This is a genomic window from Vibrio sp. G-C-1 (genome assembly GCF_021728015.1).
GTDB classification, from domain to species: Bacteria; Pseudomonadota; Gammaproteobacteria; order Enterobacterales; family Vibrionaceae; genus Vibrio; species Vibrio splendidus.
The window spans coordinates 195,562-216,938 of record NZ_JAKKCR010000009.1 but is presented as its reverse complement, the minus strand read 5'-3'; the positions used below and the strand labels follow the sequence as shown (position 1 = coordinate 216,938).

Here is a 21,377-nt window from a genome sequence, read left to right as displayed (position 1 = left end):
AAAAATAAAATTCGCGGGATTCTATCACTTAGCAATCGATTGCCACACCAAATAGATCAAATTTATTTATCTTAGTGATATTTTATATTCGTCAAAGTTCGAAAAATTCAGTTTATAAGTGAGCGATTTATCATGGCCAGGTGATATTTTGTGGTTATTAAACACAGTGGGCGCTATCGACCTTGCCCCTCAATCCATAGTTGCTTATCATCTAGGCACAAGATTTGAATATTAGGATCAGTATGCGCTACATAGCATTGTTGTTGATGGGACTATTAGCCTCTCCGAGTTATGCATTAACTCAAGTAGATATCTTTAGTGCTGAAGTTGCGATTAACGCTGAAAACAAACAGCCAGAACAAGTGGCAAGAAATACCGGCATGGAGCAGGTTTTGATACGTGCGACTGGCCAAACTGATGTCGCTTCGAATGAGACGATTCAAAAGGCGATGCGTAAGAGTTCGCAGTACATGTCTCAAATGAGTTTTGGTGAAAGCAATGACCAATCAACATTGCGCATGCGTTTTAACGGCGCTCAAATCCGTTCGCTACTGACTCAAGCACAATTGCCGTATTGGCCTGATACTCGCTCAAATATCCTTGTTTGGCTGGTGGAAGAACAGAACTACGACAAGAATATTGTCTGGGAACACTCCAACTCACAATTAGCGGCAGGTTTACAAGCCAACGCAAAAGAGCGCGGTTTGCCTCTAACGCTACCAGTGGGTGATTTTGATGACATTACGGGTATTGCGACCTCTGATCTTTGGGGTAGCTTTGTTACACCAATCAGTAAAGCGAGTCAGCGTTACCCGGTTGATGCTGTTCTGGTGATAAAGGCTCAATCTTCAGGTCTACGTTGGACGCTATACGATCAAAAGCCAAACCAATTGACGAGTGCACCAAAATCGCCAGTCAGTGGTTCGCTATCGGGCAACAGCGCGACGACTTCTAAGAAACTTGTCGACCAAATCAGTAATTACTACGCAGGTAAAAGTGCGGTTACAGTAGCAAGTGAATCATCAGAGTCGATTTTAACGCAATTTATTAGCCTGAATAACGCACAAGACTTCTTCCAATTGGAGAATGCACTTAAGCGTTTAAACTCGGTGGCAAGCTTAGATATTCTGAAAATTCAGAATAACGAAGTCACTTTCCGAATTCACTTATTGTCGACTCAACAAGAGTTTGAGCAAGAAGTGGAAAGCATTCGTCAAGTCGCAAAGGTTGAAGAATCTTATATTGAACCTGAAGTGAGCCCTGAATTTGAAACGCAAGACAACACCATGTCTGTAGGCGATGATTCAGCAGCTGTTACTGATACGACCCTGAACGATGGCGCAGAAGCGACGGCTAACGAAGCAGACCCAAGCGTTCAAGTCATCAAAGGTAGTGAGTTATCAACTGAAGCGGATGCTGAGCTAACGAATACGTCTGGCTCGGAAGAGCTAACAGTTGTTGCGCCAGTACATGCTAAGCCAAGCCTAGTATACGAATGGGTTCGCTAGTGATTGTCTTCTGACATTACCGATTGAAATGAATTCATGAAAAAGCCCTGCAAGAGAAATCTCGCAGGGCTTTTTGTTTGTTGTCACTTTTTTCTATTGATACTAGATCAGGACAACCTAATCCAGGTTACTGCTCGAACTTAGCTTTCTCGGTCTTTTCTACTTCAGAAAGGCGCTTAAGTTTGATGCCTAATTCTTTGGCTCGAAAGCGAGTAAATAAGATATTGCCCGCGAAGCCTAGAGTCGTTAGAAGCAGTTCTACAGCCGCTAATAAGCGCTCGCCACCGTCTACATACAAAATAGTTAATGCGTGTAGGAAGTAGAGCATTAAGACAAAGTTCGCCCAAGCATGCGTATAAGGTTTACCTGCTAGAATGCCCGGTAATGGCAGTAACAGCGGTATAGCCCAAGCGATCGCAAGCGTTACATTACTTAGATGAGGGTGCGGCGAAAGTGTCATCTGCCAAGCAATCACCCAGAATAAAAGCGACAAGTTGCCCGCTAAAGCAAGGTAGCGGAATAGCTTGGTTGTGGGAGACATCGCCTTCTCTGGCATATACATCATTGAGAAATTCCCTTCTGGTTTATTGCGATGCGCGCTAGGCGTTTGCCTAGGTTTTGCGCCAACTCAATTTCATCTTTGCTTAATGAAGCGCTCTCTCCGGTACTACTCGCACCATAGGGTGTGCCACCGGTTTGAGTGGTGTGCAGCGCAGGTTCTGAGTAGGGGATACCCACCACTAACATGCCATGGTGAAGCAGTGGCAACATCATGCTTTGTTGTGTGGTCTCTTGCCCGCCATGCAGTGATGAAGAAGAGGTAAACACGCAAGCTGGCTTATCGATCAGATCGCCATTAATCCACAGTGATGTTGTGCTGTCCCAAAAGTGCTTCATTGGCCCGGCCATGTTGCCAAACCAAACCGGACTGCCTAGCGCCAAACCATCACAAGATCGAAGCTCTTGTAACGAGGCAATAGGATCGGTTGGTTGATAGCGTGAATCAGGCTGCTCTTCTACCGTGTACACGTCGTTCACCGTTCTTAACATGGCTTCACAGTCCGGGATGGACTCCACCCCTCGTGCAATCTGCCTTGCTAGAGCTTGTGTGTTGCCGTGGCGACTGTAGTAAAGAACAAGAATGTTGATGCTCATATCGGCTTACAGAATCTCTAGCACTTGCTCTGGTGGACGACCAATCTTTGCTTTGTTGTTCGCAACAACAACAGGGCGTTCAAACAGTTTTGGATTTGTCGCCATTGCTGAGAATAGATCTTCATTGGTAACTGATGCATCGCCAAGATTAGCCTCTTTGTAATCCGCTTCTTTGGTGCGCATCATTTCGCGAACATTGTCAAAACCAAGCTGCGTGAAAAGCACTTTAAGTTGCTCGATAGTTAAAGGCGTATCTAGGTATTTGATAACTTCTGGCTGTACGCCGTTTGCTTCAAGCAGTTCGAGAGTTTGACGGCTCTTTGAGCAGCGTGGGTTATGATAAATCACGACGGACATGGTTCTTCCTCATTATTATTTTTGATTTAATTGTTCAGTTGAAGCAATTGTTCAGTTGAAGCCACTTGAGTGGCATCTTTTCTATGTAACGTTGAGCTTTCTTTTTCCTCTGACAACGAACTGCTGCCAATAAATACACTTACTGTAACGACAAGAAGCGTTCACGCTGAATCATTAGTTGATCAATTCGGGCGTCGTAACGTGCTTGTTTTAGGCTGCCGAGCTCTGCGATTTGACTAGCCTGCGTATAGTACTGAATCGCTTTGTTCCAGTTGGCTTGCAGTGCCAAGATCTCTGCACGAGCAGCCAGTTCTTCGTCGCTATTACCAAGGCTTGTATTTACTTTTGAAAGTAGGTGCCAGCCGTTGGTGTCGTTCGGGTTATCGTGCGTGTAACGTTGCAATACGCGAACGGCTTCCTGTAGGTCTTCATTTTCAATCAGTGCATTGGCGTAGTTAATGGTCAGAACTGGGTTGTTTGGTTGACGAACCAGTGCCGATTTAAGTTCCTTAATCGCAATCTCAGGCTGCTTCTTCTCGATGTGAAGATCCGAAATGGCATCTAGATAAAACAGGTTGGTTGGGTCGCTGTTGATGAGCTTGGTCAGAATCGGCTCAGCTTTATCTAATTTTTTAGAATCTAGGTAAACCAGTGCTTGGCCATACTCTAATGACGGAACCAAGGCTTTAGGTGCTTTCTTCAGCTTACGTTCAAACCAGTCCAAGGCCGCATCATTGTTGATTCCCGCATAGCGCGCGACAATGCGAGCTCTTGCTAGATGGTAGTCCAGTGATGGGGCCAGTTTTAGTGGCGGATAGCTGCGAGCGCGAGCGCGTGAATCGGTGATTCGATCTTCTGGTAATGGGTGAGTCAGCAGCATTGGGGGTGGTGTGCTGGCATAACGGTATTCATCAGCCAACCGACCGAAGAAACGCGGCATCGCATTCACATCGAACCCTGCTTTCGCCAGTGTATTGATACCAAAGCGGTCAGCTTCTTTTTCATTACTACGGGTGTAGTTGATCTGGCTCTGCATGTTACCAGCGGTTGTGGCAGTTAGAGCTGCGATACCTGCTTCAGGTGCTGCAATGGCCAATAATACAGAGGCTGCTAGCGCTGCGATGGTTGCTGGAGAACGACGAGCTTGATCTTCCATACTACGCGCCAAGTGACGTTGGGTAACGTGCGCGATTTCGTGCGCTAATACTGAAGCCAACTCACTTTCAGATTGTGCATGCAGGAACAGACCTGAGTGCAAAGCAACATAACCACCAAAGAATGCAAAGGCGTTGATGTTGCGGTCTCGGATCATAAAGAACTGGAAAGGTGTCTTTACATCATTCGCGCTTGCGACAAGACGATGGCCAAGCGTATCAATGTACTGGTTGAGAACCGGGTCGTTTACGATAGGCTGGCTGCTTCTGATGATGCGCATGTAGGCATCACCATAGATAAGTTCTTGGTCGATAGTGAGGGTGCCGCCAGCAGCGGTGCCGATATCGGGTAGCTCCAAACTGTTGGTATTCGCCAACGTTGGGGTGCTTAATGTAGCTGCGATGCATAAGCAAGCAATTGAGCGAGCGCGTTTAAACATATTAGTCAGTAATACTCCGTTTCTTCTGACAGTAAGACAAGTGCAATGCAAATTGGTTCTTTATCTGATGTAACCTTTGCCGAGTGCGTGCGCTATCATGAAGGAAGATGAATGAATGATGGCGCGTTTTCAAAAACAGATTACAATACGACCCTTATAATAAGCATCGAGCTCAAGAATGACACCTAATATTCTAGATTTACGCCAAGAGCGCTGTCCAATGGCACTATTATTAGCCAAGCGTCACAGTGTAAAGTTAGAAGTAGGGCAATCATTGTCAATTTATGTCTCTGATAACAGCTCAATGAAAGATATTGTTACTTTTTTGTCTAAGCAAGCCTATGACGTCATCACTGAGGTTTGCTCTAATTACTATCATCTCCTCGTCACTAAAAAGGAATTGCAGTCAGATGCTTGAAATGGTCAATCGTTGGTATAAACGACGTTTCTCTGATCCCCATGCTGTCAGTTTGGTTGCCATCATTCTCTTCGGCTTTATTACGATATACTTCTTTGGTCATCTCATCGCGCCATTGTTGGTGGCTATTGTATTGGCTTATTTACTTGAGTGGCCGGTTACCCAACTCCAAAGACTTGGTGTTCCAAGAACGCCATCGGTGATGCTAGTCATCATGATGTTCTTTAGCCTGATGTTGCTGGCGCTGTTTGGTTTAGTGCCTACCATTTGGGAGCAAGTGGGTAATCTCATCAATGATATTCCAAGCATGTATGGCGGCTTACAGAAGTTCATCGGGACGATTCCTGAGCGCTATCCTGAATTAGCAAACTTGCAGATCGTTGAATCGATTGTGTCTAACGCGAAAAATAAAGCATTAGGCTTTGGTGAAAGTGTTGTTAAAGGTTCTTTAGCTTCTCTTGTGAGCTTGGCTACGCTTGCGGTTTACTTGATTCTTGTGCCGCTGCTTATTTTCTTCTTACTAAAAGATAAAGAAGAGATGATCAGTATGGCGAGTGGTGTGTTGCCTAAAAACCGTCGTCTAGCGACCAAGGTTTGGGTTGAGATGAACCAACAAATCTCGAACTATATTCGCGGCAAGGTGCTTGAGATCTTGATCGTCGGTGGTGTCAGCTACGTGACCTTTGCGATTCTAGATTTACGTTATTCAGCTCTGCTGGCTGTCGCGGTTGGCTTCTCGGTACTGATTCCTTATATCGGTGCGGCAGCTGTGACCGTTCCAGTTGCGATTGTTGGCCTGTTCCAGTGGGGATTAGAGCCTCAGTTTTACTGGCTGTTATTGGCTTACGGTATTATCCAAGCGCTAGATGGCAACGTGCTCGTTCCGGTTTTGTTCTCTGAAGCCGTGAACCTACACCCAGTAGCGATTATTGTAGCGGTGTTGGTGTTTGGCGGACTGTGGGGATTCTGGGGCGTATTCTTTGCTATCCCGCTTGCTACGCTGGTAAAAGCGGTTTGGAATGCTTTACCGAGTCATGCTCTCGACGATGACCCCGAGCATCAATCGTAATTGAAGATCAATACAGTTGAGTAAGTATTAAAAAGGCCGAATATCCATGATATTCGGCCTTTTTGTATTTGGATTAGTCAATTGTGAACTTAGATCATCTAGGTATGAAATTAGGTCATCAATTCACTAGAAACAGCATTAAGCTTCTGGATTGAAGTAGCCTAGAACCACTTCGTGGTGAGTCTTAGTCTTGAACTTGTTGAAGACGTGTTCAATCTGACCTTCTTCATCAATTAGGAAGCTAATACGGTGCAGACCGTCGTACACTTTGCCCATGAATTTCTTCTCTCCCCAAACGCCAAACTGCTCAGCAACGCTGTGGTCTTCATCTGATAGCAGAGTGAAGTTTAGAGATTTCTTCTCAACGAAGTTTGGTAGGCGTTTTACTGGGTCAACACTCACACCTAAAACAACCACGTTTAGGTCATCAAGCTGTGCTTTGATATCACGCAGACCTTCAGCTTGCACAATACAACCTGGAGTCATTGCTTTTGGGTAAAAATAGAAAAGGACTTTTTTACCTTTGAAGTCACCAAGAGATACGATATTGCCATCTTGATCAGGAAGAGAAAAAGCAGGTGCTGGAACACCAGCCGTTAGCGTATTCATGATATTTCCTTTTTAAAAACTGTTTTTGATAAAGTTGAGCGAGCCTTGTACGGATAGGCTCTGACACAGCGCGTCAAATTCTTCTTGTAGCTGCATCAAATTACATTCTGATTGCACAGAAGCGGTAATAGAGATATGGAATTGGTCGTTATCGAGCTGAACTTTAGATTTATTGATGGTTCGCGCACTTAACGAATCGAGGCCGATGTTTCGGTCTGCGAAGAACTGGGTAAACTGCTCGGTAAGGCCGATTTTATCGTCTGACTCAACGAACACCTCTACTGTGTAAGAGTTCTCAATCACATCATGAGTTGAGGTTCGCTTCATAATCGTAATCAAGTCGTGCTCTTGTCCAAGCAAGGGCAGGGTGGTTTCAACGCGGGTGATGTTGTTTGCCTTTCCAGACAGCAGCATGATAAGCGTAAATTCTTCGCCAAATAGAGCGATACGGCTATCAATAATGTTACAGCCTGATTGGGTGACTAAATGAACCACTTGGTTGCATACACCTGGGCGATCTGTGCCCACAGCTGTGATTACTAGATGTTGAGTCATAAAATCACGTCTCTTTATATTCCATTGATTCATGCATGTTAGCACAGTTAGCTCGTGGAATAAGCGTGCGTACGGGGCTTTTTATGAGGCACCTTGCTTCTAACATGCAACCAATGATAAGAATATCGAGAGCGTTAAAAAATGAGATTGAGCGGTGAGAGCACAGCTTACTTGTTACTGACATCCAGTGCTGTGCTATCCGCTAGATTGAGCGCAGGTTACCCAAATTCTCGGTAGAACGCCGTTAGAAGTCGTTTTACCTCAAACATACGACAATATTTAATGCAGATGTTGCCGGTAAGCCACTTTAATGTCTTGTGTTTATTGATTGGCTTACAGTAACATGCAAAAAGAATAAATTAAGGGAGATAGACATGTTTTCAGGAAGTATCGTTGCGCTAGTTACGCCATTTAATACAGATGGTGAAGTGGATTTCGACAGCCTTAAAAAGTTAGTTGAGCACCATGTTGCTGCAGGTAGTGATGGTCTGGTTGCGGTTGGCACAACAGGTGAGTCTTCAACACTCACTATTGAAGAGCATGTCAAAGTCGTCAATAAGATCGTTGAATTTGCTGATGGTCGTATTCCCGTTATCGCTGGTACAGGTGCAAATGCAACTCACGAATCTGTTCTATTCAGCCGTTTGCTGAATGGTTCTGGTATTGCTGGTTGCCTGAGCGTAACGCCTTACTACAACAAACCGACTCAAGAAGGTTTGTACCAACACTACAAAGCGATTGCTGAAGTCAGTGACGTTCCACAAATCCTATACAATGTACCAGGTCGTACTGCTGTAGACTTGTTACCTGAAACGGTTGCTCGCCTTGCTGAGATCGAAAACATCGTTGCACTTAAAGATGCGACGGGTGATCTCGACAGAATTGCAATTCACCGTGAACTTTGTGGCGAAGATTTTATCTTACTAAGTGGTGATGACTTAACAGGTCTAGAATTTGTTAAGCGTGGTGGCGATGGCGTAATCTCTGTAACAAACAATGTTGCAGCCGCTGATATGGCAACCATGTTCAAGTTAGCGAAAGAAGGCAAGTTTGAAGAAGCAGAAGCGATCAATGAGCGTTTAATGCCTCTACATAAGAATTTGTTCGTTGAGTCCAACCCTATTCCCGTAAAATGGGCGGTTCATAAAATGGGTCTGATTGCTGAAGGTGGCTTACGTCTACCGTTGACTGAATTGTCAAAGCCAGCTCAACCCGTTGTTGCTCAAGCAATGACTGAAGCGTGCATTTACTAAAAACGTATGAAGTGATGCCGAAGTGAACCTTCGGCATTTAGGAGTATAAATGAAGTATTCTCACCAGCTAGTGATTGGGTCACTGGCTGTTTTCGTTCTTACAGCATGTTCTGGCAGCCCGACTCAACGTCGCCAAGCCAAAGATGATTTCGAATACTTAGAAACACCTGAGTTTTCACAATGGCAGTTGCCTGAAGATGCTCAACCTCAGTTCTATCCAAATTTTGACATCCCAAGTGGTGAGTTCAGTGGTGGTACAGGCCGTGAAGTGGATATTCGTCCGCCGCAACAGGTTCTTGAGCTGATCCCAGGTGCTCGATCTGAGCGTCAGAATGGTGAAGTGACACTATGGCTTCTTCGTGCTGAAGAAGCAGACCGCGTGTGGCAAACGGCTGTAGATATGCTGGCACAACGTGGCATTGGTATTCGTGAACAGTCAGAAAACGATATTGAGACCGATTGGGTTACTTGGGTTTCTGAAGATGAAGAAGTAGAGATCGGCAGTCGCTACTCTATCTCTCGTTTCCAAGCGAACAACCGCCATGGCTTCAAGATCAACCTTATCGATTGGCGTGAAGGCTCTGAAGAGAAGCCGGTATCGGCAACCAATAAGGAGCGTTACAACGCGTTCTTAACGAACCTAGTGATGGCTAAGTACGATGAAAACCTTCGTGCCGAAGCAGCGTTGAAAGCACAAGAGCTGGTTAAACGCATTCCAATCTCAATGGGTGCTGACCGCAGTGGCTTCCCTGTGATCATTGCTCGTACTCCATACAATGTATTGTGGCAGCGTTTGCCTACCTTGCTACCGACGATGGGCTTTGAGCTTGAAGAGCGTAACCAGTCTCAAGGTACTGTAAAAGCTAAGTATGCTGCGCCAGATGATGAATTCTGGGAAACAATTGGCCTACAACCCATTGATTTGGCTCCAGGCACTTACACCTTCTTGTTTGGTGATCTTGGTAACCGTACGTCAATTAACGTAACGGATGCATCAGGTAAGCCAGTAGAAGAAGAGCTACTGAAGTCAATGGTACCGGTATTAGCACATGTTGCTGACCAAACCAAAGATGACAAAGAAGCTGATGCAGAGTAAGTAAGCTGAGTGAGCATAGCTGAAAAACCACAGAGTAAGTCATATCAGCCCTGTGGTTAGCTAAAGCCAATAAAAAAGAGGACACATTGTGTCCTCTTTTTTGTATTCGTTGATTAGTCGTCAGCGGATTATTAGCAAATTAGATTGGCTCCTTAGAGCTACAAAATTAAGCGTCTTTGTTGTCCGTAGACTCATCTTTTTGAGCTTTCTCTTGGTTCTGTTTATCCAATTGATTGAGCTTGTCTAAGTCTTTCTCTGTTTTGTTACGACCTGTCAGATCCATATTGGCGGTCTGTTTGAGCGCAGCAATATTACCCACCACAACGCTAACCACGATGATGATGATCACCCAAGGGTTTGTAAGCCACTCCAACATAAGCGCTCCTAATGACTGATATTCGCCACGAAGCGCGCATAGATCTCGTCTAGCTGCTCCATAATAATCCCATACCCTAATATTGGCTTAGATTGGAGTTGCTTGCCAAGTAAAGAGGGAGATAACTGTGATAAACACAACTCCGATACTTTTCGATGGCTGATATGCCATGGTTCTATCGCCACACCGCCGAGGTCTTGGCTGTACGGAAAGAAGAACCCAAATTGAGATGCATTGGCATAAAGCCATTGGTAAAACGCTTGCTGGTGGCCAGTAAGGTATTCCCATGGTTCCAGTTGCAGCTGTGTGCCTTCAGGTAAGTGATTACGAGCAAATACATCAAAGTCAGATCCCCAATGGTGACGACTCGCCCCAGGCAGTGCAGACCACCTCAGTATCGCTGACAACTTTTGATGTTCACTAAGTGTTGATGCATCAAGTGTTTGGCTTTCTGAGTCTAATATTGGTGCTTCACCAGAAAACTTACGGTTCCAAATCAGAGATTGCCTTTCATAGTCGCGAAAGCCACTGGCAATCTCCATTTTAAAGCCAGCGAGTTGAGCAGCTTCAATCAAACTGTTTAGGTCATCTTTGACATTACTGTGAACCAAGAATGTCTTGGTGCCAATCAGGTTAGGTTCCAGATGAGAATCTGATTGCCCGGTAAGCTGCTCTGGTGTCATAACGCGTCTCTCAATAATTAGATGCTATCAATCGCTGATGAAAAAACTATTTAGCGAACAGGTTCACTAATGTTCTCTCATACATGTCGGTTAGCTTCTCTAAGTCAGCCACTTTCACGCATTCGTTAACCTTGTGAATGGTGGCATTAACCGGACCTAGCTCTACGACTTGCCCTTTCATGCGCGCAATAAAGCGTCCGTCAGATGTACCACCTGTAGTCAGTAGTGCTGGTTTTACGTCATTAACGTGGCCAACGGCATCAACAATAGCATCAAGCAGTGAGCCTGCGTCTGTTAAGAACGGGTCGCCATTGAATGTCCATTTCAAATCGTATTCGAAATCATACTTGTCGAGCGTATTTGTGATTCGTTCAACGATGATGTCGTTGTTTAATTCTGTACTAAAGCGAAGATTAAACTGAACATTAAATTCACCAGGAATGACGTTTGACGCACCCGTGCCCGCACTTACATTTGGGATCTGGAAGCTGGTTGGTGGGAAGTAGTCATTACCTTTGTCCCACTCGGTCGTTGCCAGTTCGTTGATCGCAAGTAGAGAGCTGTGTACTGGATTGTTCGCTAGGTGAGGGTAGGCAACATGACCTTGTGTGCCTTTAATCGTGAGATCGCCAGTAATAGAACCACGACGGCCGTTCTTTACAACGTCACCAACATACTCAGTACTTGATGGTTCACCAACAATACACATATCGATGTTTTCACCACGGGCCATTAGTGCTTCAACAACACGGACTGTACCGTTGATGAAAGGGCCTTCTTCATCTGAAGTGATCAAGAAACCGATTGAGCCGGTGTGGTCTGGGTGTTTAGCAATGAATTGCTCGACAGCAACGATCATTGAAGCCAAAGAGCCTTTCATGTCTGCCGCGCCGCGACCGTGTAGGAAACCATCTACGATAGTCGGTTCGAATGGTTTGGTGTGCCACTGCTCAATTGGGCCTGCAGGTACAACATCGGTGTGGCCTGCAAAGGCAAATAGAGGCGCGTCTGTACCACGGCGGGCCCAAAAGTTCGTCGTATCTTCAAATACCATCACTTCGATTTCGAAGCCGAGTGCTTTTAAGCGTTCAATCATTAAATCTTGGCAGCCTGCATCTTCAGGGGTTACTGATTGGCGGCTAATGAGGTCTTTTGCCAGAGCCAAAGTTGGGCTATCTGTCATCCTTGAATTCCTTGTTTAAATAAAACGTCTAGTCATTAATTTTTAGGGCGCTGATTTAACGATCAACGTCCAGTAGTCTGTCTATCTAAATACAGTGCTCTAAGCAAAAATAGCGGCGTATTGGTCTGCTTTAAATCCGATATGAAGCTTACCGTCTACTTTTAGTATTGGTCGCTTAATCATTGCTGGTTGTTCAACAAGCAGAGTCACGGCTTTGTCTTCCGTTAATGTATCTTTCTGTTCTTGTGAAAGTTGGCGATAAGTCGTACCACGTTTGTTCAATACAAGTTCCCAGCCAAGTTCTGAACAGAAGGTCGTAACCAACTCTTCAGTGATGCCTTGTTTGCGATAATCGTGAAATTCGAACTTGATCCCTTCAGCTTCGAGCCATTTCTTTGCTTTTTTAATGGTGTCGCAGTTCGGAATGCCAAACATAGTGATAGTCATTGTTCTTCCTTTGGGTGATTTTATTTCGTTGTTATGAGTTGAATCCTATCAGGAAGCTGCAATTCAGACAAAATAGAGTGAGGAATATTTCATAGAGTGAAAAAAAACAGTAAGAAAATGTCACTATTGGAGACTTATTGATCAACCTCAACATGTTGTCAGCGAAAAAAGAAATAATTGAGTTGCACATATATAGGAGGTGTCAATGGAGTTGAGTCCTGTTTTTGCAAGGCGGCTATATTTAGCATTGTTAGTGGAAAGCCTTGATAGGCCAAATGTGCCTAAACTCATCGAAAAAACGGGTTGGCCTCGTCGTACTATTCAAGATGTACTCAAGGCGTTACCGGGGATCGGTATCGAACTTATGTTTGTTCAAGATGGGCGACGTCATAATGATGGCTATTACCAGTTATCCGACTGGGGTCCATTTGATAGTCAATGGGTTATCCAGCGTAAAGGCGATATAGCAACAAGCCTTGGATTTAGTGCATAAGCCAGCGAAAGCTGGCTTTCTTTTTTGCAGTAGAAGTAGAAATCGAAATCGAAATAGAAGAGGTAGCATCTCGCTCATTTGAGCGCTGAGCTGTCTAACTATATTTCTACCTACTTATACAGTTTCTACCTACTTACACAGGTAGGCAGTGCCCAACATAGTCACGGAAGTGGAAAAGTCTTGGGGAAGTGTAAATATCACGGTATCTGCACCTAGCTCAATCGTATTTGACTTGAGCTCATTCATCGCGCCCTGAATCAAGGTGTCATTTGGGTAAAACAGGTAACTATACCAATGGCCCTCGCTGCCAGTGACTTCCCCTTTATACTTACATTTATCGATATTAATCACGCCATGGTAATCCATTTGCACGTTGGCAGCTTCGCTATGAGGCATTGATGTCGGTGTCGTGCAACCGAGTAACACGCTACTCATAGCCAAAGCGATTAATTCCTTTTTCATACGCTTATCCTGTTATTTCATCAAATAAATCGCGAAGCCTATCCAACTTGCGAACAATAATAACCACGGCAATTTACTGGCGTGATTTGATGTTGTTTCATTATCCGAGTCGACATTCTGTTCTTGGTCTTGGTTCGTTTGTAGAGTCTGCTTCTCTTTTTGTACGCGCTTTTTAGCTTTATCGGCTTGGCGGCCACGTTCTTTCTGCTGCTTTTTATAGAGTGCGATGCCTTTCTCGATACCTTGAGCAATCAACTTGGTTTGTTCTTTGGTTTGAGCTGGCTTTTGCGTCGCTTTGGCTATCTTCAGTGCTTCTTGTTGAGATTCAACAGATGGTGTATTAGTTTTCTTTTTCATACTGAGTTCGATAATTAAAACGGATTAACCAATAAGATAACGCAAACCTAGTTAAGTATGAATGATTTGCGTTAAAGTGTTGGTTTGAAAATAAGTGAAAGTGAGATTTGTGCGGTACTCCATAGAACAATACGACAAGCACGGCTTCTTAAAAGCCCCAATCCTATTATGGTTAGGTTGGCTATTTCTGGCGAAAGCTTTGGTCGTTTTCATTGTTGCAGGTGCAAGCCGAGAGTCGGGCACTGATATCCTCGAAATCATCTATCCAGATCATCAAATGTTTTATGTTGGGATTGCATTGAGTATTCCGAGCTTGTTACTCATGTGGTTGTTTGGACTCAGATCACCAGATAGAAAGCGCCTTAATAAAGTGGTTTCATGGGGACGTTGGGTCTCCATGATGGCTATCTTGGCACAAGGAACCCATACACTTTATTTAATCTATTTAGATAACGGATGGTTCCGTTGGTCTAATGCTATCACCCTATTGTTGCTCCTATGGTTAGCGCTTTATCTAACCAATAGCCATGCTGCCAGGGATTGCTTTAAAGTGGTTGAGCACGAAGACTGATTTTCATCAAAACATTTGCCCCATTCACAATTATACTTAGAAGCTAAAAATGAAAGGATTAATCTATGCTTAACACCTCAAATGAGCAGCCTAAAATTCAAAGTGCTATCTTGCCAGAAGCAGGGCCTTTCGCTCTTTATGTTCAACTAAAAGTGAATGAGAACGCTGCTAGCGTATTAGCGGAACTTCAAAAGCTTCCGAGTTTAATCGACGAATTAAACCAAACTCAACCAGATGCGAACTTAACGGCATCAGTTGCGTTTTCAAAAGCTTTTTGGGATAAGTTCGAGCAAGCTGCTCCCTCTGATTTGATTGATTTTCCTGCGCTTGGTGAAGGTGATGTCACTGCACCGAGCACATTGTCTGATGTTCTGATTCACTGTCATTCAAATAGACACGATCTGCACTTCTTTATCTTACGTAAATTGCTATCTGAAGTAGCAGCGGACGTTGAAGTAGTTGATGAAACCTACGGTTACCGCTTCCTAGATTCTCGTGACATGACTGATTTCGTTGATGGCACTGAAAATCCAAAAGACGCACAGCGCGCTGAAGTAGCGATTGTTCCTGAAGGTGAATTCGCTGGTGGTAGTTATGTGATGGTGCAGCGTTTTGTGCACAACCTGCCAGCTTGGAATCGATTGAATGTCTCAGCACAAGAGAAAGTGGTTGGCCGCACTAAACCGGACTCTATCGAGCTAGATGATGTTCCAGCGGCGTCTCACGTTGGTCGCGTAGATATCAAAGAAGAAGGCAAGGGTCTTAAGATTGTTCGTCACAGCCTACCTTACGGTACCGCTACGGGCGATCACGGCTTACTGTTCATTGCTTACTGTAATGTTCGTCATAACTTCGATGCGATGATAGAGAGCATGTACGGCGTAACAGATGGTAAAACAGACCAACTGCTTCGCTTTACTAAAGCAGTGACAGGCGCTTACTACTTTGCGCCTTCGACTGACATGTTGAGTGCATTAACGATTAAGTAAATCACCTCATATGCAGTAAAGAACGGGAGCCTCAGGGCTCCTTTTTTATTAAAGCTTTATATGAATTGGTCGATATAAGAGCAATCGTGAGTTTTATTCATATTTTTGTAAGTGAAGGTCTATGGCTATAACTGTTAATACAAATATCTCAGCTTTAGTAGCTCAGAGAAACCTCTTTAATGCTAATAACATGCTGAATCAATCTTTGGAGCGCTTAGCTTCAGGGAGCCGTATTAATAGTGCAAAAGACGATGCGGCTGGCTTACAAATCTCGAATCGATTAGAAGCACAGATGAGTGGCATTGATGTTGCGGTTCGAAATGCTAACGACGGTATCTCCATTATGCAGACAGCAGAAGGAGCGATGAATGAAACCACCAATATCATGCAGCGTATGCGAGATTTGTCACTGCAGGCGAGTAATGGTTCGAATAGCCAGTCGGAAAGGACGGCTATTCAAGAAGAAGTGACAGCTCTAAATGATGAGTTGAATCGAATTGCTGAAACCACCTCGTTTGGTGGTAAAAAACTCCTTAACGGTAGCTTTGGTAGTTCTTCATTTCAAATCGGTGGCAGTTCTGGTGAAGCGGTGCAGATAGGTTTGAAAAATATGCGTACCGATGACATCAACATGGGTGGTTTTAGCTATGTCGCCAATGGCATGGCAAGTGACTCGTGGGCAGTCAAATCCAACCAGAATGATATGACGATGTCGTTTACCGACCGTTCTGGTCAGCCACAAGAGCTCACCATTAATGCTAAAGCAGGTGATGATATTGAAGAGTTGGCGACTTATATTAATGGTCAAACGGATCTCGTCTCTGCTTCCGTCAATGATGAAGGGCAGCTTCAGATCTATATGTCTGGCGAAGACACTGCAGGCACGATCTCTTTCTCAGGTTCGTTAGCCAGTGAACTTTCGATGTCGGCGGGTTATTACGAATCAGTCGATGACATCAATGTGACTGATGTAGGTGGCGCGCAGCGTGCTGTCTCTATTTTGGATACAGCGATGAAGTATGTTGATAGTCATCGTTCTGAACTAGGGGCAATGCAAAATCGTTTTGATCATGCCATCAATAACCTTGAAAATGTTCATGAAAACTTGGCGACATCCAACAGCCGAATCAAAGATACCGACTACGCTAAAGAAACCACTCAAATGCTCAAGCAACAAATACTGCAACAAGTCAGTACCACTATTTTGGCTCAAGCTAAGCAAGCGCCCAATCTTGCCTTAACCTTGTTAGGTTAATAAATCACTTCGAATCTTATAAAGGCAATTCAGCTTAACTAAAGCCCTTTGGTTAATAAAAGCACAACTTTTCGCTCGACCGACTTATCGACAACTTTAGTGTTTTTCTCATCTTTTTTTGATAATTTCACTGCCAGTCACGCTTTCTTCCCCTTTCTCTCTATTTCGTTAATTTTGTTGTTTTTTTCCTAAAGGTTTCAGCATTCACGCCGTTATTAATAGTAACTTAGAGATAACTACTTGGTTTTCCGAGACGTCGGAAACCGCTATACCGGAAAATCAATTGGAGAAGTCACCATGGCAGTGAATGTAAATACAAACGTTTCAGCGATGACAGCGCAACGTTACCTAAACAACGCAAACAGCGCACAACAAACATCAATGGAGCGTCTAGCTTCAGGCTCTAAAATCAACAGCGCGAAAGATGACGCTGCGGGCCTACAAATCTCGAACCGTTTGAACGTTCAGAGTCGTGGTCTTGATGTTGCTGTCCGTAACGCGAATGACGGTATCTCTATTGCACAAACTGCTGAAGGTGCAATGAACGAGACAACGAACATCCTGCAACGTATGCGTGATTTGTCTCTACAATCTTCAAACGGCTCAAACTCAAAATCAGAGCGTGTAGCGATTCAAGAAGAAGTAACAGCACTGAACGACGAACTGAACCGTATTGCAGAAACCACGTCTTTTGGTGGCAATAAGCTGCTTAACGGTACTCACGGTACTAAATCATTCCAAATCGGTGCGGACAACGGTGAAGCGGTAATGCTTCAACTGAAAGACATGCGCTCTGATAACGCTCAGATGGGTGGTAAAAGCTACCAAACTGAGAACGCGAAAGACAAAGACTGGAACGTTCAAGCTGGCGCAAACGACCTAAAAATGTCGTTCACTGATAACTTCGGCCAAGCACAAGAAATCGATGTGTCTGCGAAAGCGGGCGACGACATCGAAGAGCTAGCAACGTACATCAACGGTCAACAAGATTCTGTTAAAGCGTCTGTAACTGAAGACGGTAAGCTGCAAATGTTTACTGGCAACAACAAAGTTGAAGGCGAAGTGGCATTCTCAGGTAGCCTTGCTGGTGAACTAGGTATGCAACCTGGTAAAGACGTAACGGTTGATACTATCGACGTAACATCAGTTGGCGGTGCACAAGAGTCTGTAGCTGTAATCGATGCGGCACTTAAATATGTAGATAGCCACCGTGCTGAGCTAGGTGCTTTCCAAAACCGTTTCGACCACGCTATCAGTAACTTAGATAACATTAACGAGAACGTTAACGCATCTAAGAGCCGTATTAAAGATACCGATTTCGCGAAAGAAACGACTCAGATGACTAAGTCTCAGATCCTTTCTCAAGCTTCAAGCTCAATCCTTGCTCAAGCTAAGCAAGCACCGAACTCGGCACTTAGCCTACTAGGTTAATCGATTGAAAGGCCACGTTGGTTATAAGCGCTGTTGATCATAAACGCTGTTGATCATAAACGTTAACGTTAGGCTTCCACAAATTAGCTCGTGGTGAGAGATGAGCGCTAAACAGACCCAGCTTCGGCTGGGTTTTTTATTGCCTGCAATTTGGCGAAGGTGTATTTGGAAAAGTGCAGTGCTGGTAAGCAGACGCAAAAGCGAGATTCCCTATCACGCTCGTTCCTCACTGTAGGGAATGACGACTATAGGCGGTATTGATCCATTGTTTACCTGAATCGAAGTCTTTAGTCGTCATCTCAGAATCGAGTAGAACGAGATATCAGAGATCTCTGTTTGTTAAAATTCACAAGTGTAATTTGATGTATAGGCGAAATGCCTTGAATAGCGCTTAACAACGTTTAGTAAAAAACTAGATCGGATAGCAGGGGACAAACGGTCAGTGTAGTTGTCATTGGTTGAGGGAACTAGGAGAAGGGTTTCGGTGTGATAGTCAGTAATGCCTATCTGAGGTATTGAACAAATATAACAGGCACAAAAAACGCCACCCTTAGGTAGCGTTTTAATTAAAGCAGTTAAGTAATCGAGATTACTTAGTTACTTTAAGAACTGGAGTTTCGCCAACAGTTACAGAACCAGAAAGCTTGTTCAGCTCCTTGATTTCGTCCATGTTAGAGATAACAACTGGAGTAAGCGTAGATTTCGCTTTCTCTTCTAGAAGCGCTAGGTCGAAAGTGATGATAGTGTCACCAGCTTTAACAGATTGACCTTCTTCAGCAACACGAGTGAAGCCTTCGCCTTTAAGTTCAACAGTATCGATACCGAAGTGAACGAAAAGCTCAACACCGTCGTCAGACTCGATAGAGAATGCGTGGTTAGTTTCGAAGATCTTACCGATAGTACCGTTAACTGGAGCTACCATTTTATCGCCAGCTGGTTTGATAGCGATGCCGTCACCAACGATTTTTTCAGCGAAAACTACATCTGGCACGTCTTCGATGTTTACGATTTCACCAGAAAGAGGTGCGATGATTTCGATTGCACCAGCATCAGCGCTGTCATCAGATACAAGCTTTTTCAGTTTGTCAAACAGACCCATTGTGTCATGCTCCTAACGTTTAGTTTTATTCTGTAGAATATACTATACCAATCTAACAAATTAGACGACTATTTTTAGCCGTCTAACTTTATTAAGCTCTTGGTGATTACTGAGTTTTCTCAGCGATGAATTTTTCTACGCAAGCTTCAATTTCTGCAGCTGTAGGTAGAGATAGTGCTTCGTCAGCCATAGCTTTAACTTCTGCGAAGTTAGAGTTACGGATTACTTTCTTAACTTTAGGGATAGAGATACCGCTCATAGAGAACTCATCTAGACCCATACCAAGAAGAAGTAGAGTTGCACGCTCATCGCCTGCTAGCTCGCCACACATACCTGTCCATTTGCCTTCTTTATGAGAAGCATCGATTACTTGCTTGATTACAAGAAGAACCGCTGGAGATAGTGGGTTGTAAAGATGAGAAATCATCTCGTTACCACGGTCAACTGCAAGAGTGTATTGCGTTAGATCGTTAGTACCGATAGAGAAGAAAGCCACTTCTTTAGCAAGGTGGTGTGCGATTGCAGCAGCTGCTGGAGTCTCAACCATTACGCCAATTTCGATGTCTTCATCGAAAGCATGACCTTCAGCGCGAAGTTCAACTTTGTACTCTTCGATTGCTTTTTTCAGTTCACGGATCTCTTCAATAGAAATGATCATTGGGAACATGATACGTAGCTTACCGTGTGCAGACGCACGAAGAATGCCGCGTAGTTGGTCACGTAAGATTTCACGACGATCCAAGCTGATACGTACTGCACGCCAGCCTAGGAAAGGGTTCATCTCTTGTGGAAGATCCATGTATGGTAGATCTTTATCGCCACCGATATCCATAGTACGGATAATCACTGACTCACCGTGCATTGCTTCAGCTACTTCTTTGTAAGCAACGTATTGCTCTTCTTCAGTAGGAAGTGCAGTACGGTCCATGAATAGGAATTCAGTACGGTACAGACCAACACCTTCGCCACCGTTGCGCAGGATACCGTCACAGTCTTTAACTGTACCGATGTTGCCGCAAACTTCTACTTGATGGTTATCAAGTGTGATAGCTGGTAGGTCTTTAAGTTTTGCTAGTTCAGCCGCTTCTGCTTCAAAATCAGATTTGATTTTTTTAGCTTCTGCTAATTCAGCGTCAGAAGGGTTGATGATGATCTTATTGTTCATCGCGTCTAGCACAAGCATGTCGCCGTTCTTAACTTGCTTAGTGATATCGTTAGTACCAACGATAGCTGGAAGCTCAAGTGAACGTGCCATGATTGAAGTATGAGATGTACGACCGCCGATGTCACAAGCGAAACCAAGAACGTAGTCTAGGTTGATTTGTGCAGTTTCAGATGGCGTTAGGTCGTAAGCAACTAGGATAACTTGTTCATTGATATCTGCTAGAGACACAATGTTAATGCCTAGTGCATTTTTAACGAAGCGAGTACCGATATCACGGATATCAGTCGCACGTTCTTTTAGGTACTCATCATCAAGTGACTCAAGTGCAACAGCTTGCTCTTCGATCACTGTGTAGATCGCGTTGTCTGCGTGCATTTTGTCTTTCTTGATGAGTGCTAAAATCTCTTCTTCTAGCTCTTCATCTTCAAGCAGCATGATATGGCCTTCAAAGATTGCTTCTTTTTCTTCGCCAAAAGTTTCAAGTGCTTTTTGCTTTACAACTTCAAGTTGTTGAGAAGATTTGTTACGAGCGTCAAAAAAACGCTGAACTTCTGCTTCAACTTGATCGTCTGAGATAGATTGAGTGTTTAGGACAATTTCATCTTCTTGAAGTAGTAGTGCTTTACCGAAAGCAATACCAGGAGATGCTAGGATGCCTGAAATCATAGCCTTACCTTAGTTGTTCAACTGTAAACGGGAGAATGTGTGACTTTAAGTCGTCGACTAATGTCGCGCTTATCGCTATCTATTTCGAATTGCTATCTATTTCGAACAAAGCCACTTTGCTGTGCAAAATGGCTTTGAAAGAAGGAGACCGTATTAGTGTAGTTGATCCATAAGAGCAACTAGGTGGTCTACAGCTTGCTGAGCTTGAGGGCCTTCAGCTGAAATAGTAACGTTAGTACCTTTTACTAGGCCTAAAGTTTGTAGTTTGAACAGGCTTTTCGCGCTAGCGCTTTTGCCGTTAGAAGTCACTGTGATGTCAGCGTCGAAAGATTTTGCTTCTTTAACGAACTGTGCAGCTGGACGTGTGTGAAGGCCGTTTTCTGCTGTGATTTCTACTTGCTTCTCGTACATTTTATATACCCCAATTAATTTATTTTTTGTAAGTTTGTAACCAGATTAGCTTAACTGCTTTAGCCCAAATGCGCTAGAGGCTAGTACGCCATGTTCGTGTTAGAACTTAGACTGGTTATAAATTTTTATCCAGCCATGGTCGTCTTTTGTTGAGTACTCATGACTTTCAGAATTT

At 44.1% G+C, this 21,377-nt stretch carries 25 protein-coding genes; 10 read left to right on the top strand and 15 right to left on the bottom strand.

Features of this window, described 5'->3' with window-relative positions:
* Window positions 1-242 precede the first annotated feature (242 nt).
* Complete coding sequence (locus L3V36_RS15050; protein WP_029222107.1) at window positions 243-1,508, top strand: DUF2066 domain-containing protein; 1,266 nt, start codon at window positions 243-245, stop codon at window positions 1,506-1,508.
* A gap of 127 nt (window positions 1,509-1,635) precedes the next feature.
* Here the strand turns inward: L3V36_RS15050 and L3V36_RS15045 are convergent, their stop codons facing one another.
* The 4 genes from L3V36_RS15045 to L3V36_RS15030 form a co-directional block, all read right to left on the bottom strand.
* Window positions 1,636-2,073 (bottom strand): DUF2069 domain-containing protein, encoded by a 438-nt coding sequence (locus L3V36_RS15045; RefSeq protein WP_004734315.1) that lies wholly within the window; start codon window positions 2,071-2,073, stop codon window positions 1,636-1,638.
* Complete coding sequence (gene wrbA, locus L3V36_RS15040) at window positions 2,070-2,663, bottom strand: NAD(P)H:quinone oxidoreductase (protein WP_017096173.1); 594 nt, start codon at window positions 2,661-2,663, stop codon at window positions 2,070-2,072. The genes L3V36_RS15045 and wrbA overlap by 4 nt, the downstream gene beginning before the upstream one ends.
* 6 nt (window positions 2,664-2,669) lie before the next feature.
* A complete protein-coding gene (arsC, locus tag L3V36_RS15035; RefSeq protein WP_017096174.1) occupies window positions 2,670-3,020 on the bottom strand; it encodes an arsenate reductase (glutaredoxin) in 351 nt (116 codons plus the stop codon).
* Between the two features lie 139 nt (window positions 3,021-3,159).
* Complete coding sequence (locus tag L3V36_RS15030) at window positions 3,160-4,614, bottom strand: M48 family metallopeptidase (RefSeq protein ID WP_065681344.1); 1,455 nt, start codon at window positions 4,612-4,614, stop codon at window positions 3,160-3,162.
* Between the two features lie 178 nt (window positions 4,615-4,792).
* Between L3V36_RS15030 and L3V36_RS15025 the strand changes: the two genes are divergently transcribed.
* Window positions 4,793-5,032, top strand: coding sequence for a sulfurtransferase TusA family protein (locus tag L3V36_RS15025; protein WP_004734311.1), 240 nt, complete (start codon window positions 4,793-4,795; stop codon window positions 5,030-5,032).
* Window positions 5,025-6,101, top strand: coding sequence for an AI-2E family transporter (locus L3V36_RS15020; protein ID WP_065681343.1), 1,077 nt, complete (start codon window positions 5,025-5,027; stop codon window positions 6,099-6,101). Before L3V36_RS15025 ends, L3V36_RS15020 begins: the two co-directional genes overlap by 8 nt.
* Window positions 6,102-6,239: 138 nt before the next feature.
* On the opposite strand, the gene bcp is transcribed toward L3V36_RS15020, so the two are convergent.
* Complete coding sequence (gene bcp, locus L3V36_RS15015) at window positions 6,240-6,710, bottom strand: thioredoxin-dependent thiol peroxidase (protein ID WP_065681342.1); 471 nt, start codon at window positions 6,708-6,710, stop codon at window positions 6,240-6,242.
* Between the two features lie 12 nt (window positions 6,711-6,722).
* Window positions 6,723-7,265 (bottom strand): glycine cleavage system protein R, encoded by a 543-nt coding sequence (locus tag L3V36_RS15010; RefSeq protein ID WP_017079431.1) that lies wholly within the window; start codon window positions 7,263-7,265, stop codon window positions 6,723-6,725.
* A 374-nt stretch (window positions 7,266-7,639) separates the two neighbouring features.
* Between L3V36_RS15010 and dapA the strand changes: the two genes are divergently transcribed.
* Window positions 7,640-8,518, top strand: a complete 879-nt coding sequence (dapA, locus tag L3V36_RS15005; protein WP_004734279.1) for a 4-hydroxy-tetrahydrodipicolinate synthase — start codon at window positions 7,640-7,642, stop codon at window positions 8,516-8,518.
* 49 nt (window positions 8,519-8,567) lie between these two features.
* Window positions 8,568-9,614 (top strand): outer membrane protein assembly factor BamC, encoded by a 1,047-nt coding sequence (gene bamC, locus L3V36_RS15000; RefSeq protein ID WP_017079433.1) that lies wholly within the window; start codon window positions 8,568-8,570, stop codon window positions 9,612-9,614.
* Window positions 9,615-9,780: 166 nt separating this feature from the next.
* On the opposite strand, the gene L3V36_RS14995 is transcribed toward bamC, so the two are convergent.
* The 4 genes from L3V36_RS14995 to L3V36_RS14980 all read right to left on the bottom strand — a co-directional run bounded on the left by L3V36_RS14995 (window position 9,781) and on the right by L3V36_RS14980 (window position 12,303).
* Window positions 9,781-9,990 carry a DUF2897 family protein gene (locus L3V36_RS14995; RefSeq protein WP_004734277.1) on the bottom strand — a complete coding sequence of 70 codons (210 nt, stop codon included), beginning with the start codon at window positions 9,988-9,990 and terminating at the stop codon, window positions 9,781-9,783.
* Between the two features lie 8 nt (window positions 9,991-9,998).
* Entirely contained in the window at window positions 9,999-10,673 is a 675-nt protein-coding gene (locus tag L3V36_RS14990) for a M15 family metallopeptidase (RefSeq protein WP_102447199.1), read from the bottom strand.
* Window positions 10,674-10,719: 46 nt separating this feature from the next.
* Window positions 10,720-11,856, bottom strand: coding sequence for a succinyl-diaminopimelate desuccinylase (gene dapE, locus L3V36_RS14985; protein ID WP_017086262.1), 1,137 nt, complete (start codon window positions 11,854-11,856; stop codon window positions 10,720-10,722).
* 99 nt (window positions 11,857-11,955) lie between these two features.
* Window positions 11,956-12,303, bottom strand: coding sequence for an ArsC family reductase (locus tag L3V36_RS14980; protein ID WP_017079437.1), 348 nt, complete (start codon window positions 12,301-12,303; stop codon window positions 11,956-11,958).
* A gap of 205 nt (window positions 12,304-12,508) precedes the next feature.
* Here L3V36_RS14980 and L3V36_RS14975 point away from each other — a divergent pair, with 205 nt between their 5' ends.
* Complete coding sequence (locus L3V36_RS14975; RefSeq protein ID WP_004734273.1) at window positions 12,509-12,796, top strand: helix-turn-helix domain-containing protein; 288 nt, start codon at window positions 12,509-12,511, stop codon at window positions 12,794-12,796.
* A gap of 129 nt (window positions 12,797-12,925) precedes the next feature.
* Here L3V36_RS14975 and L3V36_RS14970 read toward each other — a convergent pair whose 3' ends face one another.
* Both L3V36_RS14970 and L3V36_RS14965 read right to left on the bottom strand, forming a co-directional pair.
* On the bottom strand, window positions 12,926-13,258 hold the full coding sequence (locus tag L3V36_RS14970; protein WP_102447198.1) for a DUF4156 domain-containing protein: 333 nt from the start codon (window positions 13,256-13,258) through the stop codon (window positions 12,926-12,928).
* Between the two features lie 12 nt (window positions 13,259-13,270).
* Window positions 13,271-13,615: a DUF2956 domain-containing protein gene (locus L3V36_RS14965; RefSeq protein ID WP_102441408.1), complete on the bottom strand. Its 345-nt coding sequence runs from the start codon at window positions 13,613-13,615 to the stop codon at window positions 13,271-13,273.
* A 109-nt stretch (window positions 13,616-13,724) separates the two neighbouring features.
* Between L3V36_RS14965 and L3V36_RS14960 the strand changes: the two genes are divergently transcribed.
* The 4 genes from L3V36_RS14960 (at window position 13,725) to L3V36_RS14945 (ending at window position 17,861) form a co-directional block, all read left to right on the top strand.
* A complete protein-coding gene (locus L3V36_RS14960; protein ID WP_029222110.1) occupies window positions 13,725-14,186 on the top strand; it encodes a DUF2919 domain-containing protein in 462 nt (153 codons plus the stop codon).
* Window positions 14,187-14,251: 65 nt separating this feature from the next.
* Window positions 14,252-15,175: a Dyp-type peroxidase gene (locus L3V36_RS14955; RefSeq protein ID WP_208774925.1), complete on the top strand. Its 924-nt coding sequence runs from the start codon at window positions 14,252-14,254 to the stop codon at window positions 15,173-15,175.
* Window positions 15,176-15,296: 121 nt separating this feature from the next.
* Entirely contained in the window at window positions 15,297-16,430 is a 1,134-nt protein-coding gene (locus tag L3V36_RS14950; protein ID WP_208774927.1) for a flagellin, read from the top strand.
* Window positions 16,431-16,727: 297 nt separating this feature from the next.
* A complete protein-coding gene (locus tag L3V36_RS14945; protein ID WP_004736189.1) occupies window positions 16,728-17,861 on the top strand; it encodes a flagellin in 1,134 nt (377 codons plus the stop codon).
* Window positions 17,862-18,450: 589 nt separating this feature from the next.
* Here the strand turns inward: L3V36_RS14945 and crr are convergent.
* From crr to L3V36_RS14930, 3 genes are all read right to left on the bottom strand, one after another.
* Window positions 18,451-18,960: a PTS glucose transporter subunit IIA gene (gene crr, locus L3V36_RS14940; RefSeq protein WP_004737851.1), complete on the bottom strand. Its 510-nt coding sequence runs from the start codon at window positions 18,958-18,960 to the stop codon at window positions 18,451-18,453.
* A 106-nt stretch (window positions 18,961-19,066) separates the two neighbouring features.
* Window positions 19,067-20,791, bottom strand: a complete 1,725-nt coding sequence (gene ptsI / locus L3V36_RS14935) for a phosphoenolpyruvate-protein phosphotransferase PtsI (RefSeq protein ID WP_017079443.1) — start codon at window positions 20,789-20,791, stop codon at window positions 19,067-19,069.
* 153 nt (window positions 20,792-20,944) lie between these two features.
* The gene (locus L3V36_RS14930) at window positions 20,945-21,202 is read right to left on the bottom strand and encodes an HPr family phosphocarrier protein (protein ID WP_004734263.1); all 258 of its coding nucleotides are present in this window, start codon (window positions 21,200-21,202) and stop codon (window positions 20,945-20,947) included.
* Between the last annotated feature and the right edge of the window lie 175 nt (window positions 21,203-21,377).